Here is a 15,284-nt window from a genome sequence, read left to right on the forward strand (position 1 = left end):
CGGAAATCCTTTTTTGGTAATTTAATTGATATATTTTATGACAGGCAAGCTTTCAGCACCTGAAGCATAGTAGTAATTTAAAACACTGAAAAAGTCTATCGCTTTGCCGGTTTTCAGATCAACGATTAATATATGGTCCCCATAGTTCTGATCATCCGCATCAAGCCTTCTAGGTGTTTTTTTACCTAACGTATCAAGGAAAGAATCATCATAACCTACCCCGGACTGATAAGCTGATACATGATGCATAAAAAGCGTGCCTGTGTCTAAGTAAACCATGATGGCTGAGCTTGAACTTGCATAACTCGAATGATAAGTGACAGGGTCAGAAATATTTTTAACCTTCACATCAGAAATGGAATGGGTGCGCTGATTATACCCGCCTCCATAGGAAAAATAATATTCTCTTTCCCAGTCTAATGAAGATGTTTTCGTACTAGAATTGTACAGCAGTGTACCATTAGCATAAACGGAACCGTCTCCATACTCAGCAACAAAGGCTTGTAAATTAGACGTTACCGATTTTACACTTGAATAATTTGAAGGGTTTTTCGCGTTTAACTGAATGTTATATGAATCTCCCGTCGTTCCTTCAGAGTAAACCCGGATCATATAATCGCCAGCGGGAAGCTCTTTTAAAAGCACTAAGTTCCCTGCTGCCATAGATATATTAGACGGCTGAGCTTCTCCTGTATCCCAATTGACAACATACAATTTCAGATGGTAATCGCTGTTGTCTGAAAGAATTCTTGTGATAAGGGTTCGATCTGACGAAGTACTGAAAAAGTACATATCATCAGGATTATTTTCATCAAGGACAGAGGTTGTATTGAAAACCTGGTCATCGGAGTTGTACATGGAACTTGTTTTAAAACCATTCTCATTCGAAGGCTTCTTCACTTTCAGCTTTTCTGTTGTATTGTCCGTTTTAAAGCTTACTTGCTTCGCTTGATTTAATGAAACACCCTCAGTTTCCTTTTGTTTTTTCAGTTTTTCCTGCTGCTCCATAATTGGTTTATCTTTTAACACACTTTGCGCTGAGGCAGCATTTGAATTCAGACATAAGCTAAAAACAACAAGCAACACAGTACACAAAAAAGGCAGTGAAACAATTTTTTTGTTCTTCATATACAAACCCCTTTCCAATTTTATACTATACATATCGGCAAGGGGCTCGGATCATTTACATAAATATATTTATTTTCATAAATTGTTTATTTTTTCTATCCGTTCAATGACGCGCCATTCGAAGCAATCAGCTCTTTATACCAATAAAAGCTTTTCTTGCGAATACGGCGCAGGTCTTTCAGGTCGAATTCATCACGATTGACATAGATGAAGCCGTAGCGTTTAGAACAGCCCTGGTGGGTGGAAATTAAGTCAATCGCAGACCACGGTGAGTAGCCGAATACGTCAACGCCGTCTGTCATCGCCCATTGAATTTGTTCAATGTGCTGCTTTACATAATCAATCCGGTAATCGTCATTAACCGTATCGTTTTCTTCGAGTTGATCGAAAGCGCCTAACCCGTTTTCTGTGATGATCAATGGCAGCTGGTAGCGGTCATAGATTTCACGAAGTGTGGAACGGAAGCCAACCGGATCAATTTCCCAGCCGAAATCGTTTTTCTCCAGGTTCGGGTTGGCGCTGCCGCGGTAGACGCCGTCTTCTCCCGTTTTCAAATGCTGGTCTCCTCCGCGCGCTGCTTCGTCCGAGCCGTCGCCTCTGCTTGCTTCCGCCGTTTGAGACGTGTAGTAGTTAAATGCGATAAAATCAGGCTTCGCAGATCGCAGAATCTCCATATCACCATCTTCAATGACTGGCGTATAGCCTTTTTCTTTCATATATGCCCAAGCTGTCGTGTTATAACGCCCGTGAACCGCCATATCTAAATAGAGCCAGTTGCGGATTGCATTGTAGTTGAAGGCTGCGACAACATCTTCCGGTTTTGAAGATGCCGGGTAAATCAGCGCAATGTTCGGAGCTGGACCGATCTTGGCTTCCGGCAGCATCTCATGGCATAGATTCATAGCCTTCGCCTGTGCCACCAGCATGTGGTGATTTTGCTGATACAGTTCTTTTTTCGGGTTTTTCAGATTCGGATCAAGTGTGCCCAGCGCACTTCCATGCAGGATCATCATGTTTTGTTCATTGATTGTCAGCCAGTACTTGACACGGTCACCGAAGTGTTCAAACAGCACCTTCGAATACCGTTCAAAAGCGTCAATTACAGATCGCTTTGACCAGCCTCCTTTTTCCTGCAATGCATTCGGCAGATCAAAGTGATACATCGTGACGATCGGTTCAATCTTATATTTGAGCAGCTCATCAATCAGATTGCTGTAAAATTCAATCCCTTTTGGATTGATGTCTCCGTCGCCATCAGGAATAATGCGCGTCCAGGCGATAGAAAAACGGTATGCTTTAAAGCCCATTTCAGCAAACAGCGCAACGTCTTCTTTATAACGGTGATAATGATCGCTGGCTACCTTAAAATCAGTCGTTCCCTCAGGATAGCTGTCGCGGGCGTCAATCACTGAAGGTCCCTTTCCATCTTCGTTCCACGCGCCTTCAACCTGATAAGCAGAAGTTGATGCTCCCCACAAAAAGTTCTCCGGAAATGCCGCAAGTTTGTTATAGTTCATCGTCTGTTCCTCCAATGCTTTAGATTAAAGAAAGAATTCTTTCTTCTGTTTTGACTTGCTTTTGATCAGTTTGAATGACGTCGGTATATTGATCTGTGTTTGTGATGATGATCGGCGTGTTCATATCAAACCCTGCCTTTATTAACTCCTCTAAATCAAATTCAGCCAGCAGATCGCCTTGTTTGACGGCTTGCCCCTGCACCACTTTAGGATAAAAGTGTTTACCTTCCAGCTTCACCGTATCAAATCCGAGGTGAATCAGGATTTCTGTTTCCTGATGGGTGATCATGCCGAATGCATGGCCAGTCGGGAAAACAGTCGTTATCACGCCATCTGCCGGAGCCACCAGCCGGCCTTTCTCCGGCAAAATCGCAATTCCCTTTCCAAGCGTCTCCGATGCGAACACCTTATCCTTCACTTCCGCTAACGGAATCACGCTTCCTTCTAATGGACTGCTGATCTGCTCATGATGTGTGGCAGGTGCTGGCGGTTCCGTTTTGGCATCTGCTTTTTCCGCAGGATCTTCAAATCCGACAATGTACGTTAGGATGATTGAGAGAATAAAAGATACCGAGATTCCCAAGATAAAGCCTGCAAACCCCTGTCCGTAGAAAATCGGGATGGTCAATAGACCCGGCGCACCTGAAGCGATGGCCACACTGTGAGCCTGCCCGATAATCGCCCCGCCAACAGCCGCACTGATGACACCGCATACAAAAGGTTTTTTCAGTCTGAGCGTCACCCCATAAACGGCAGGCTCCGTAATGCCGAAAATTCCGGTGACTGCGGCGGAACCCGCAAGCGCCTTCAATTTTTTATTTTTCGTTTTTAACATGACCCCGATGGCGGCACCTGTTTGGGCAAACACAGCTGCTGCTGTAGCCGGTTTGATAGAATCCTGCCCGTTGACCGCAATATTGTTTAAAATAACCGGCACGATGCCCCAGTGAATGCCAAAGATGACAAGGATCTGCCAAAGGGCTGCGATCACGGCACCGGCCAGCATTGGATTAAAATGAAAGATCGCCAGAATCACAGCCGCGATGCCATTTCCGGCATTTACGCCAATCGGCCCGAACACGATTAATGTGAGCGGCACGACCATCACTAAACAGATCAGCGGCGTGATGAAGGTTTTTACACTGTCATGAATCAGCCTGTTTAGAAACTTCTCCATGCAGCTCATCACGAAAATCGCCAGGATGATCGGTATAACGGTTGATGTGTAATTCATTAAAACAACGGGAATGCCAAAAAAATCGGTATCCGCATTGCCATTCTTCAGTTCAATAATGGTTGGATAGATGAGCGCCCCGGCAACCGTGACAGACACAAACACGTTTGCGCCGAATTTTCGGGCAGCTGTAATCGCAAGCAGCAATGGCAGAAAATAAAACAGGCTGTCCGCGGCGGCATATAAAATCGTGTAAGTTGTATCCTCAGTTTTGAGCCAGCCGGCATTTGTACAGATCATAAGCAGGCCCTTTAAAATTCCCGCTCCCGCCATCACGCCAAGCAAAGGCGTAAAAATGCTCGATACGATATCAACCAGACGGCCGAACAGATTCCCTTTCTGAGCAGAACGCTCTGTTTGGTCATCCTGCAGCACACTTGATATCTTTCCAATCTCGCGATACACCTCGGAAACATGATTACCGATGACCACCTGAAACTGCCCGCCGCTTTCCACAACAGTCACGACATCGTCTAAAGCTTCTATTTTTTCTTTGTCTGCTTTTGAGCGGTCGTTCAGCGTAAAACGCAAGCGCGTCGCACAATGTACAAGTGAACACACATTTTCTTCCCCGCCGACCAATTGTAAAATGTCTCTGGCTGCTGCCTGAATCCCCATTTCCCCTCATCCCTTCCGCTGAAAAATAAAAAACCTAAACTACCCCTGCCACAATAGGAACAAGTAGTTTAGGTTTTGCCTGCTGACCAGTAACAATCCTATAAGACTTCATCATTCGATTTTTCTTCAATTTTGCTCCATCACCATCCCCTGAAAAAAATAAAAACCTAAATTACCACCAGCGCAGACAGAGATCCTCCGCACTCATCGTAATTTAGGTTTTGCCTGCTTATCAGTAACAATCCTAAAATCATAATATATTGATGTAAGAAGAAATTAACACACGAAAATAAAAATGTCAACGCTTTCATCATGTTTGTTTGACGACCCTTTCAATATGAATCGTTAAGTACAGCAGCTCGTCCCTGGTGAGTTTGTGTTCATATTCGTGTTCCATATACGCTTTGATTTTCTTCGTGCAGTCATACGCGCGATGATATTTTTCTTTCACCGTTTCCAGCAAAAAATCGTCCTGGCTTTCCAGGTAGGTTCCGTTAAAAAGACGCTGCGCGAAAAACTTCAGGTGAGTGACAAACCGGTAATAATGCAGCGATTCTTCATCAAATTCAATATTAAAATGATATTTTACAATACTTAAAATCTCTTGCATCACTTTTGTAATGTTCATGATATTGGGCATCTCTTCATTGAGTTCGGCATTCACGATATGGAGGGCAATAAAACCTGCTTCATCCTCCGGAAGGGAAACACCTGTCTTGTTTTTCACCATGTGCAGCGCTTCTTTGCCGATCGCAAACTCATCTTTGTACAGCCGTTTGGTTTCCCACAGCAACGCATTTTTGATATCAAGACCCTTTTTATTGCGCTGTATGGCAAAGTTAATATGATCAGTCAGCGACACGTAGATGCTGTCGTTCAGCTTTTTTCCAAGCTGTAATTTCGCATAGCTGATAATGTCCTCACACACTTCCATACATTCAAGCGGTATTTCATACAAAAGGGTTTTAAATTTCTCTGATACATCCTTGTTATCGAGAGTGAACACCTTCTCAATGCGTGCTTCATCGACCTCGTCGCCGGACTTTTTTTGGAACGCGAGCCCTCTGCCCATGATGACCAATTCGCTCCCTTGTTCATTGACCACACTGATCACGTTATTGTTGATCACCTTCGCAATCTTCATGACATGTCCCTCCAATCAGCTAAGAACAGACTACACCTTGATTGTACATTCTTTTTGTACTAGGTCAATATCTTCAGGGAAAGAGCAGCGATCCGGTCAATATACTTCACTCAGCACCGTCTGCCCGCTCTGTTTCTGAAGCAGCGCCTCAAGATGGCGTTCAAAGAATTCTTTATCTGCCCCCTGCTTCTCGACTATGCCATTCATTAAGCTGATGCTTTCGGCATTGTATTTCGTATATTGTTTTTTCAGCTGATCCAGCTGTTTTCTTGTTTGTTTAGCGTTTTTCGGTGTGACTTGATTGATGAGAGCGATCATGCTGCCGGTAATCTCAAAAAAGGTGTCTCTATTGTCTTTAAGCTGCTGATTCTCATTGCGGCTCTTTTCTTGATTGCGGGTTTTCTGAAGCATTGCGAATGCCTCTCTGTTTTGTTTTTTGAGCCGGCCGTTTTCGAGTTTAATGGATTCAAGATTTTTCTTCGCTATATCTGCTTCCTCTTCTGTCATGCTGCTGCGAATGAAATATTCAGGGTTGCCGATCCCATAATCAAACGTCTCGCTTACGTGTACCATAGAACTGAAAACAACCGCCAGCTGCATATCGTTTGATAGGGTCTGAAAGTCTTGCTTTTTCTTGCTGCCCAGTGATTTTATCATGCTTTGTTTGATCGCCTTTTGATCATGATGGGCGGCGGTCTGAACATTGCTTTCGCTTTCACATGCGCTCATCGCAAGAACAGCGATCAGCAGGCTTATCAACAAGCCTATTCGCCTCATGCTCTGTCTCCTCTCTGCTGAAACTCGTCTGGAAAACGCGGCAAAATATAGTTAAATCGTACCAGATATATGATGTGTCAGCAATAAACCAAAAGTATTATTTGACCTGTATAGAACATAAACATTTTGTAAAAATTGACCGCGGTTCCATCCTTTTCTATGCGGTTTCTCGTACAATAGAAGTATCGTTACTGGGGAGGGGCTCTGCAGATGAAACGTTTTACGAAACAAGAAAACAGCTGGGTTGTATATGACTGGGCTAACTCTGCTTATTCCATTGTCGTCACAACCGCGGTATTTCCGTTGTTTTATAAATCAGCCGCTGCGGAAGGCGGTGTCAGCGCTGCTCAATCAACTGCTTATTTAGGTTATACGATAGCGATTTCTACCTTTATTCTCGCCATGCTCGGCCCGATTTTAGGAACCATCGCCGACTATGAAGGCTGCAAAAAAAAGTTCTTCGGCTTCTTTGTGTCAGCGGGTGTCGCCAGCACCGCGGCGCTTGCCTTTATTCCAAGTGAACATTGGCTGCTTTTGCTGCTGTTCTACACCATATCGGCTGTCGGTTTTTCCGGCGCCAATGTATTCTACGACGCCTTCCTCGTTGACGTCACGCCTGAGGAGCGAATGAATCTCGTCTCCGCCCGCGGCTTTGGCTTAGGCTATATCGGCAGCACGATCCCATTTATCCTCAGCATCGCCGTGATCCTGCTCGCACAGGCAGAAACGATTCCGATGTCTGTGTCTGGCGCAAGCCAGCTGTCCTTTTTTATAACGGCCGCTTGGTGGGGACTGTTTACCATTCCGATGCTGAAACACGTTCATCAGCGCTATTACATCAAAAAAGAACCCCGCATCATAGCCAACAGCTTTAAACGCCTCGGGCAAACGATGAAACGGATCCGGCAGTACCGGGCGCTGTTCCTTTTTCTGCTTGCTTATTTCTTTTATATCGATGGAGTCGGCACCATTATTACGATGTCGACCTCTTACGGGTCAGATTTGGGCATCAGCTCCACAAGTCTCCTGATCATCCTGTTTGTCACTCAGGTCGTCGCCGCGCCGTTTGCCATTTTATACGGAAGACTGGCGGAGCGCTTCACGGGGAAAACAATGCTGTACGTTGGCATCGTCATGTATATGATTGTCTGCGTATATGCGTATTTTCTGGAAACGACGCTTGATTTCTGGATTCTAGCCATGCTTGTCGCCACCTCGCAGGGCGGCATTCAAGCATTAAGCCGCTCCTATTTCGCCAAGCTCGTCCCGAAACACCATGCAAATGAATTCTTCGGCTTCTACAACATTTTCGGAAAATTCGCCTCGATTATGGGGCCGCTGCTCATCGCCGTTACCGCCCAGCTTACCGGAAAATCATCGACCGCGGTGTTCAGCCTGATCATTTTGTTTGTGATCGGCATTGTGATTCTTGCCTTTGTGCCGGAAGAAAACAGCACCAATGTCAGCCATCACAAAAATGACCTGCCCCTTTAACTGGGAGCAGGTCATTCATCATTTATTCGCTTTATTCACCTTAAGCTTTTTCCCTTTGACGGTTGTATCCTTCATGGCTTTGAGAACACGAGGGCCTTTTCCGTTTAAAATTTCTACGTACGAGGCGTTATCCATGATCGTAATGATGCCAATGTCATCAGCTGACACACCATCAATTTTGGCAATCGTCCCGACAAAATCAACGGCTCTGATTTTCTTTTTCTTTCCGCCGTTAAAATACAGCTTCATAATGTCTTTATTCAGCTCTTCGCTCTTGTCCTTTTTGATTTTCGGACGGTCTTTCAGTTTAGCGAGAAAATCCGGTTTCTTTTTTGCGACATCCTCTTGGGATGGGGCTTCCAATTTCTGAATCCCAAATCCGATATAGTCTTCTATTTCAGTCAGGAACCGCTTTTCAAACGGCGCCACAAATGAAATCGCTTTTCCCTGATTTCCGGCTCGCCCTGTCCGTCCTGTACGGTGTACGTAGCTTTCTTTCTCAAGGGGCAAATCATAGTTGATGACAAGGGCGATATTTTCGATATCGATCCCCCGCGCGGCGACGTCTGTCGCGACTAAATAACGGTACTCGCCTCTTTTAAATTCATTCATGACGTCGAATCGGTCTTCCTGAATCATTCCGCCGTGAATTTTATCGCATGGATATCCTAAGTCATCCAATTCATCGGTCAGCTGATTGACTTGCTCCTTCGTTCGGCAGAAAATGATGCAGCTGTCCGGGTTCTCAGTGATGAGTACATCCTTCAGCAAAGAAAACTTATTCTCTTCTCTGACTTGAATCACCGCATGTTCAATATTCCTTGTGGTGAGGCCGGCCGCTTTGATTTCGATATGCTCTGGTTTTTGCATATATTGACGGCTTAATTTCTCAATATCCTCTGGCAGCGTCGCAGAAAACAGCATCGTTGTACGCTTAACCGGGAGATGCTTGATAATCGCCTCCACCTGATCGATGAAGCCCATATTCAGCATCTCATCCGCTTCATCAATAACCAGATAGGATAGGCGATCCAGCGGCAGCGTGCCTTTTTCAATATGATCCAGGACGCGTCCCGGTGTGCCGACAACGATATGGCTTTTTTGCTTCAGCTCGGCTTTTTGTTTATCAAAGGATGATTTTCCAAATACAGCTGTCGCTTTGATTCGTTTAAATCTTCCGATGTTCGTGATATCCTCTTTTACTTGCACGGCAAGCTCACGGGTCGGCGTCAGCACCAGTGCCTGCGGTTTGTTTTCGTCCCAATCCGCCAGCTCGCAGAGAGGAATGCCAAACGCAGCCGTTTTCCCGCTTCCCGTCTGTGATTTGACGACAAGGTCTTTTCGTTCAAGAGCTGCCGGAATCACGTTTCGCTGCACCTCGGTCGGTTCTGTATACCCCAGTCCTTCCAATGCTCGTAAAATGTCGTGACTGATTTGATAGTTTTTAAAATGACTCATCTATAAACTCCTGTCTCTTGCAGATGTTCTCATTATACTCTAATTTCCGGCGGCGTATGTGTTTTGGCTGAAAAATGACGTTTTAGAAGCCATCAATCCCCTGTCTTTTTAGTTCCTGAACGGCCAATCGCGCCAGTGCATCGGCCCCTGCGCGGTTCGGATGAAGCGTATCGCCATCCATATAAAGCGCGAGCGTTTTTTCCGGACCGATCGATGTAAAGTAAGATGAACTGAGGACATTCAGGTCAATAAGCCTTGTGTTTTCTTCTTCGGCCAAAGCCAAAATAGAAGCCCTGTACCATCGGTTTACAGAGGAATGGACGCCCTCAGAAGTAAAATCTGTCGCCCGGCCTTGCGGTGTTGAAAGAATCACGTCCGCGCCCTTCGCTTTCACCTGGCGAATCATATCACGCATAATCTCCTTAAATTCAGCTTCAGATTCATTATGCTTCGGGTTTGTATCGTTAATGCCGAGCTGCAACATAAAGTAATCTCCCGGTTTAATGTACTTCAAGATCGCCTCAAGCTGTCCGTCATTTCGAAACCCTCTCGCAATCTGCCCGCCTGACGCCATGTTTCTCACTTGAAAGGTACGCTTGTCGACATAGTGAGGCAGCATCTGCCCCCAGCCCGCCTGCTTGCTGCTGTTGAGCGGATAATAATTGCACACCGTCGAATCGCCGCCGACATAGATCGTTCGGTTTGTCACCGGCTGATCAGACAATTTCTTGATCTTCAAGGCGCTGAGCGTAAAAGCCGTACCCGTCTTGCCTTCAGTCACCAGCAGATTCAGCTGCCCGTCGGTGACAGGAATTTGGAACGTATCCTCCGCACCGTCTCCCGTCATATTGATGACCTGATACACACCCTCCGCCGCCACGCTTGCCCTCGCCGTATTGCCCAGCGTCACCTTCACCTCATAAAGACCATTTGGAAGATCCACATTAAACGTGTTGTCACTTTTCGTCCCATACGCCAAAAACTGAACCGCATCACTCTTCACACCCGTCCCGGATGCCTCCACATCCTTCATATATTCCGGCGTCTGAAAACCGTAGCCCTTTGACGGGTTATAACGCTCAGACGCCCTGACACCAATGTAACCAGGCTCAGCCGAACCGCTCCCAAAGTCAAACTGATACACCTTAAGCTCAGATGCCTTTAAACTCTCCGCCCCGCTGAAACCCAACAACAACATCATCACAAAACCCGCCGTTATCCATTTTTTCATTAAGAATCCCCCTATATGAAAACGCACTCATTAATGCATACTCGGTGATTGTTTCTTTATGATGACTGAATGCAGAAAAAAATGGCATTGACAAAAGGAAAGGAAGATTTTATTATATCAATAATTGATATATCATTAGTTGATATAAGAAATGAGGTGACCGCTTGCCAAAGCAACGTCCGCAGGAAATGGGTCAGCTTACCGATCCAGCCTATTATATTGTCTTAACCTTGCTGGAGCCAAAACACGGATATTCGATCATGCAGGAAATTGAGGACATGACCGATGACTCCTTTACGATCGGCCCAGCTACCTTATATACATTGTTAAAGAAATTATTGCAGGAAGAGATCATTGAGCTTGTCAACAATGAAAACCCGCGCCGCAAAGTGTACCAGACAACCCTGCACGGCCAAGAATTACTCAAAAAAGAAATTCAGCGCAGAAAGGTGATGGCTGAACACGGCGAACGCGCTTTTCAACAATTGAAAGGAGATCAGTCATGAAACAAAAAAAATATATGATGTCTGAAGGCTTGGCTTTTTCAGAAGAAAAAGATATGAAGAAACTCAGCGATATGGCCAGCAAAGGCTGGATGCTCGATTCTTTTGCGGTTATGGGGTATAAACTTAGAAAAGCTGAGCCGCGGAAGTTGATCTACAGTATTGATTATCATGATGTTGGGGAAGAAAGCTTGGCGGAATACACCGAGATGTTTGAAGCGGCCGGGTGGGAACGTGTTTGCTCTTCACGAGGTATGCATATCTTTTCGGCTGAGCCCGGGACTTCGCCGATATACAGTGATCAATCCACCATGAGAGAGAAATATAAAAGAAGTGAAAAAGACATTCGAAATGTCACCTGCACCTTGAGTTTCCTGACTCTCTTGTCAATTGCACTCCATTATTTGACCGGATTATCAAATTGGGTGCCTTTGGCTTTCCTGGTTGTGACTTTTCCGTTTCTCGTGACATATGCGGCAACAAAAGCAAGAACGCTTGGAAAGTGGGGAAAATCAGTGTGACTTCTTGTCACACTTGATCACATCCCAACCTCCGCAATAGAAGCTTATTTGGTCTTCTTCGTCATACACATAATAACGGAGTCTTTCCCATTGATCGTCAGTCGGTACAATCTCCAATTCAACCGAATCGATGGATTCAAGGTCATCCAGTTTCGATGCACTAATGTCTTCAAACCGCAAATGAATGTCACAGGTTTGAGCAGATAGTTTTCATTCAAACACAGGAATTTGAATATAACGATCATCTTCTTTCATATAGAAAGAAAACTCGTTGAATGTAAATGGGCCTGTATCCGCATCAGAAAGATGCTTTTTCAATTTCTCGTATTGTATGATATTCAAATGAATTCCCCCTATTTTTAGTTACCGCCAACCATATAGATGTCCGCAGCATCGTATTCAAACCACATGATCCGTTCGCCCGAGTCCGTCAGGCACTGGAGTTTGCCTTCGGAAAAATGGTTTTTATCCGGTTGAGGGGCAGTGATCAGAAAAACATCATCATTGATAGAAGCTAACAGAAAGAGAAAATCTGCAATGCTCCGGCCTGCTTCATGTACTACGCATTGGAAATGAAATTGCCTTTTCGCCAGCTTCGTCACTTTGTAAGCATAGCCTTTGAAAAACTCTGACAGGTCTTCTATAAATGAACCACTCGTTATCACCTGTATCATGATTCGCTCATAGGCAAGCCCCTGCCAAAAACGATAAAAAGACTCAGCATCTTCAAGTTCGCATGACATAACGGTTTGGTCAGGCTTAAGCTCGATCATGTCCAAATTGCCAATACTGCTTATAGCGGTTTTTTTCATAAAATCCTCCTTATCAGTTGGATAGCGAAGCGCAAATCTCTTGTCTGACTTGCTCATACAAAAGAATGTGATGATACAAATCAGTATCGTTTTTGATCATATCCGGCGGGATGTCAGGATACAGCTCAAAAAAGCTTTTCTCCAACGAATGCCGCTGATGCCGGGGCATCCTTTTATTCGCCAGCACATAACCCAAACTGCCAGCAACAAGCATAAAAAACTCATATATTTCCGCTTCAAAGCCGTACAATTCATCAGGATACGGCTTTTTTTCAAGCTCCCGCTGTCTTTTTCTTAGTTTTTCAAACACGCCGACTCTCTCCTCCGACACATGTTAAATATCAAACTAATCTATCTTGAAACAGGATAGGCGGATATTTATCTATCGCCTCCAACAGGTCTTCACCAAACACAGTGATGGTACATTTCCACGGATCACCCAAAAGCCCCCAAGAAAAATCCTGATGAAAAAAGAAATAATAGTCTCCGTTTGGAAATACCGGAACAGGCCATTCGCCAAATTCATCCTTAGGCATTGTCTGATGAGGGCTAAAGATATAGCCGTCATGCTGCCAATCTAATGCGTACATCACATCGTTCTTCCCAGTACATGATTGAAATGCTTTTAAAATAGTAGTCTCTAAATCACTCAGCACTCCGCTTACATCATTACGACCAGCTTTACTGCTCATCCCGATTGAGATATCAAACACTCGATATGGATCAAGCGGGATGATGTGATGACATCTGCTTCCGGGCATCCATTTTATGAGCTGGTTCACTTCTGACCAGATGCTGTCTTGTTTTGTCTGACTTAAAGCGCGCCAATTCATCATGATCTCATCAACACCTTATTGGATATCCTGCTTATAAACACCAGAAGAAGTCACTGCGTAAACAGCGTTACTTGTCAGTTTCAGCTGTTGAACGTCTAGGGCTACACCGTTCGAGTCACAGCACTTCACCTCTTGCACCGGCTGACTGACATTAGCCGGGATGAGGAACAGTGAATGCTCATCTCTGCATACCCAAAACCCATCATTTGATATGGCAAGCTGGTCATATACCCCAGAATAATCTTTATCAGAAATAATCCACACTCGTTTCACGTCCATCTCATCAAACGCAGCAACGACTGTATAAGAGTAATACAGCATGTAGATCAGTCCGTCTTTTTCTGCAAGTGCATAGCAGTCATCTACCACGGGCGCATATATTTCTGAAAGCTGTTGATCAATGTGAGTTTTCTTTAGTTGTCCGTCTAAAGTGAAGCACAGCACACTTTTTCCATTGGTGTTTTCATCACTATAAATGCCTTCATCACTTAAACCCACCCAAAGGTTTTGTTTCTTGTCCAAAAGACAGCAGGAAACCCCTGAAGGCAAACAAAAAGCACTTCTCACTCTTCCCTCTTCTGAAAATACCTTTACCTTCGGCTCATGCGAATCGTAATAAACGAAAACATAGCCATTTGCACATTGTTGAAAGAGCAGAATATCGCTGCATACAATCTGATCTTTCACTGTGAAATCCCGAATATCACCAGTAGGGTCATAGATTGAAAGGGTGATATCACCTTTCTCACCTTTTCCAATGTAGACACGTCCCTGTGCATCAGCATGGAAAAAACAATCTTGGGTGTCCGTGTTGGTGATTTTATTCATGTTTAATTTTTTCATTGGTTATGCTCCCAAGTTAGAAATTCTCTCACTCTTTACCCTTATATGCATAAAATTGTTTTGAATCAAAAGAAACAAACTCAGCCTCAACGGATATCAATCTTCTGTTTATGTCAATGAGAAAATTAGCATTTGATTGATACTCTGGTATTATAGGATTTGACAGCTTTCCGATTCCTTCCGGGTGATAACTAATTCCTCTGGAATAATTTTCTCTAATCTGATATTACCGTCACCTGCATTAAAATAAACAGAAGCTACATTTTGAAAGAGAATGTTATGAGTATATTTATTATTGTTTTCATCAAAAACTTGAATATCGAGTGAGAGTTCTTTTTTAAAGAACTGATAATCGACCTTTAATACATCGCATCCCCCGTCAATATAATCTATCCATTGTTCATTATTTTGTACATTTTTCCACCTCCTGACTAATCTCTGTTTATATACCAACAAATCCGTATATAAAAGAGGCTTGATGATAATCATAAGTCATCATCAAGCCGAAAATATATCACTTTGTATATTGTTTTATCTAATCATTTAAATCATCTGTTGAATGCAAATAATCATCTGGAGAATTTTCAAATCAATCCCGCTTTTGATTTTATATATGCCTTCTATTAGCTTCACCGTGGTCAAACTGACACCACGTATTCAAAGTACTAAATGATTAGTTATAAACTTACAGTTTTTTTGCATAAAAGAGCTCACAACCATATTCGGTGTGAAATAAACAGATTGCAAATGCAAAGGATGGTTCTAGCAAAATAAAGCTATTAGAAAGTAATTGACCTTCAAATTCAATAAAATCTAATAAACAGCCTAGATGCTCTACACAATCTTTCAGGGTACTCTTGATGGCTCCCACTTCATCACTATGTGGATGAAATAGATAGACAATATCATTTATGCTCTCAGAACCCAAGGCAACAATGGTTTCTTTTAATAACTGTTCAGCCTCCTTTTTGCTATTCACCTTCATTTCACGCAACGTACCTTCAATAGAATTTGATAAGACAACTTCCAACAAATCGCGGCTTTGCCCTACATCAGCTAGTTGGTAAACAAATCCTTTTTTTTCGCAGTATTGTAATCTCTCTTTTAATTGTTTTATTAAAATTTTTCTCTTATTCTCCTTAAGTTTTTCATCTAATTTTCTTCTCAA

Annotated in this window: 15 protein-coding genes and 3 pseudogenes; 3 read left to right on the forward strand and 15 right to left on the reverse strand. The window is 43.8% G+C overall.

What is annotated here, in order from left to right; all coding sequences use genetic code 11:
- Positions 1 to 21 precede the first annotated feature (21 nt).
- From P3L57_RS19575 to P3L57_RS19595, 5 genes are all read right to left on the reverse strand, one after another.
- Positions 22 to 1,128 carry a hypothetical protein gene (locus tag P3L57_RS19575; protein WP_059335233.1) on the reverse strand — a complete coding sequence of 369 codons (1,107 nt, stop codon included), beginning with the start codon at positions 1,126 to 1,128 and terminating at the stop codon, positions 22 to 24.
- Positions 1,129 to 1,223: 95 nt separating this feature from the next.
- Entirely contained in the window at positions 1,224 to 2,645 is a 1,422-nt protein-coding gene (locus tag P3L57_RS19580; RefSeq protein WP_069486723.1) for a glycoside hydrolase family 1 protein, read from the reverse strand.
- Between the two features lie 19 nt (positions 2,646 to 2,664).
- Positions 2,665 to 4,497 (reverse strand): beta-glucoside-specific PTS transporter subunit IIABC, encoded by a 1,833-nt coding sequence (locus P3L57_RS19585; protein WP_069486722.1) that lies wholly within the window; start codon positions 4,495 to 4,497, stop codon positions 2,665 to 2,667.
- Positions 4,498 to 4,807: 310 nt separating this feature from the next.
- Positions 4,808 to 5,641 (reverse strand): BglG family transcription antiterminator LicT, encoded by an 834-nt coding sequence (gene licT, locus P3L57_RS19590; protein ID WP_044160035.1) that lies wholly within the window; start codon positions 5,639 to 5,641, stop codon positions 4,808 to 4,810.
- A 96-nt stretch (positions 5,642 to 5,737) separates the two neighbouring features.
- Positions 5,738 to 6,418 (reverse strand): hypothetical protein, encoded by a 681-nt coding sequence (locus tag P3L57_RS19595; protein WP_069486721.1) that lies wholly within the window; start codon positions 6,416 to 6,418, stop codon positions 5,738 to 5,740.
- Positions 6,419 to 6,628: 210 nt separating this feature from the next.
- Between P3L57_RS19595 and P3L57_RS19600 the strand changes: the two genes are divergently transcribed.
- Complete coding sequence (locus P3L57_RS19600; RefSeq protein WP_069486720.1) at positions 6,629 to 7,912, forward strand: MFS transporter; 1,284 nt, start codon at positions 6,629 to 6,631, stop codon at positions 7,910 to 7,912.
- An 18-nt stretch (positions 7,913 to 7,930) separates the two neighbouring features.
- Here P3L57_RS19600 and P3L57_RS19605 read toward each other — a convergent pair whose 3' ends face one another.
- Positions 7,931 to 9,370: a DEAD/DEAH box helicase gene (locus tag P3L57_RS19605; protein ID WP_069486719.1), complete on the reverse strand. Its 1,440-nt coding sequence runs from the start codon at positions 9,368 to 9,370 to the stop codon at positions 7,931 to 7,933.
- Between the two features lie 82 nt (positions 9,371 to 9,452).
- Positions 9,453 to 10,601: a rhamnogalacturonan acetylesterase gene (locus P3L57_RS19610; protein WP_069486718.1), complete on the reverse strand. Its 1,149-nt coding sequence runs from the start codon at positions 10,599 to 10,601 to the stop codon at positions 9,453 to 9,455.
- A 164-nt stretch (positions 10,602 to 10,765) separates the two neighbouring features.
- On the opposite strand from P3L57_RS19610, the gene P3L57_RS19615 reads away from it, so the two are divergent.
- Together P3L57_RS19615 and P3L57_RS19620 are read left to right on the forward strand one after the other, a co-directional pair.
- A complete protein-coding gene (locus tag P3L57_RS19615) occupies positions 10,766 to 11,107 on the forward strand; it encodes a helix-turn-helix transcriptional regulator (RefSeq protein WP_059353282.1) in 342 nt (113 codons plus the stop codon).
- Entirely contained in the window at positions 11,104 to 11,625 is a 522-nt protein-coding gene (locus P3L57_RS19620) for a DUF2812 domain-containing protein (protein ID WP_044160041.1), read from the forward strand. Before P3L57_RS19615 ends, P3L57_RS19620 begins: the two co-directional genes overlap by 4 nt.
- 210 nt (positions 11,626 to 11,835) lie before the next feature.
- On the opposite strand, the gene P3L57_RS19625 is transcribed toward P3L57_RS19620, so the two are convergent.
- The 8 genes and pseudogenes from P3L57_RS19625 to P3L57_RS19655 all read right to left on the reverse strand — a co-directional run bounded on the left by P3L57_RS19625 (position 11,836) and on the right by P3L57_RS19655 (position 15,284).
- On the reverse strand, positions 11,836 to 11,967 hold the full coding sequence (locus P3L57_RS19625) for a hypothetical protein (protein WP_069486717.1): 132 nt from the start codon (positions 11,965 to 11,967) through the stop codon (positions 11,836 to 11,838).
- Positions 11,968 to 11,984: 17 nt separating this feature from the next.
- The gene (locus P3L57_RS19630) at positions 11,985 to 12,437 is read right to left on the reverse strand and encodes a hypothetical protein (protein ID WP_069486716.1); all 453 of its coding nucleotides are present in this window, start codon (positions 12,435 to 12,437) and stop codon (positions 11,985 to 11,987) included.
- 13 nt (positions 12,438 to 12,450) lie between these two features.
- Positions 12,451 to 12,747 (reverse strand): YxiJ family protein, encoded by a 297-nt coding sequence (locus P3L57_RS19635; RefSeq protein ID WP_069486715.1) that lies wholly within the window; start codon positions 12,745 to 12,747, stop codon positions 12,451 to 12,453.
- Positions 12,748 to 12,778: 31 nt separating this feature from the next.
- Entirely contained in the window at positions 12,779 to 13,273 is a 495-nt protein-coding gene (locus P3L57_RS19640; protein WP_083244484.1) for a DUF2716 domain-containing protein, read from the reverse strand.
- Between the two features lie 516 nt (positions 13,274 to 13,789).
- Positions 13,790 to 14,116 (reverse strand): annotated as a pseudogene (locus P3L57_RS19645) (DNA-binding protein); the annotation flags it as partial.
- 28 nt (positions 14,117 to 14,144) lie between these two features.
- Positions 14,145 to 14,569, reverse strand: a pseudogene (locus tag P3L57_RS19650) (YxiG family protein).
- Positions 14,570 to 14,651: 82 nt separating this feature from the next.
- A pseudogene (locus tag P3L57_RS20810) lies at positions 14,652 to 14,716 on the reverse strand (DNA-binding protein); the annotation flags it as partial.
- An 85-nt stretch (positions 14,717 to 14,801) separates the two neighbouring features.
- The gene (locus tag P3L57_RS19655; RefSeq protein WP_059292212.1) at positions 14,802 to 15,284 is read right to left on the reverse strand and encodes a YxiF family protein; all 483 of its coding nucleotides are present in this window, start codon (positions 15,282 to 15,284) and stop codon (positions 14,802 to 14,804) included.

Origin of the sequence: Bacillus sp. B28 (genome assembly GCF_029536185.1) — a bacterium.
Lineage (GTDB): Bacteria > Bacillota > Bacilli > Bacillales > Bacillaceae > Bacillus > Bacillus halotolerans.

What these genes read in the sequence shown, in the direction of transcription:
- P3L57_RS19600 (WP_069486720.1), top strand. Translation starts at nt 6,629, where the DNA reads ATGAAACGTTTTACGAAACAAGAAAACAGCTGGGTTGTATATGACTGG.
- P3L57_RS19610 (WP_069486718.1), bottom strand. Translation starts at nt 10,601, where the DNA reads ATGAAAAAATGGATAACGGCGGGTTTTGTGATGATGTTGTTGTTGGGT.
- P3L57_RS19585 (WP_069486722.1), bottom strand. Translation starts at nt 4,497, where the DNA reads ATGGGGATTCAGGCAGCAGCCAGAGACATTTTACAATTGGTCGGCGGG.
- P3L57_RS19640 (WP_083244484.1), bottom strand. Translation starts at nt 13,273, where the DNA reads ATGATGAATTGGCGCGCTTTAAGTCAGACAAAACAAGACAGCATCTGG.
- P3L57_RS19595 (WP_069486721.1), bottom strand. Translation starts at nt 6,418, where the DNA reads ATGAGGCGAATAGGCTTGTTGATAAGCCTGCTGATCGCTGTTCTTGCG.
- P3L57_RS19630 (WP_069486716.1), bottom strand. Translation starts at nt 12,437, where the DNA reads ATGAAAAAAACCGCTATAAGCAGTATTGGCAATTTGGACATGATCGAG.
- licT (WP_044160035.1), bottom strand. Translation starts at nt 5,641, where the DNA reads ATGAAGATTGCGAAGGTGATCAACAATAACGTGATCAGTGTGGTCAAT.
- P3L57_RS19575 (WP_059335233.1), bottom strand. Translation starts at nt 1,128, where the DNA reads ATGAAGAACAAAAAAATTGTTTCACTGCCTTTTTTGTGTACTGTGTTG.
- P3L57_RS19580 (WP_069486723.1), bottom strand. Translation starts at nt 2,645, where the DNA reads ATGAACTATAACAAACTTGCGGCATTTCCGGAGAACTTTTTGTGGGGA.
- P3L57_RS19620 (WP_044160041.1), top strand. Translation starts at nt 11,104, where the DNA reads ATGAAACAAAAAAAATATATGATGTCTGAAGGCTTGGCTTTTTCAGAA.
- P3L57_RS19605 (WP_069486719.1), bottom strand. Translation starts at nt 9,370, where the DNA reads ATGAGTCATTTTAAAAACTATCAAATCAGTCACGACATTTTACGAGCA.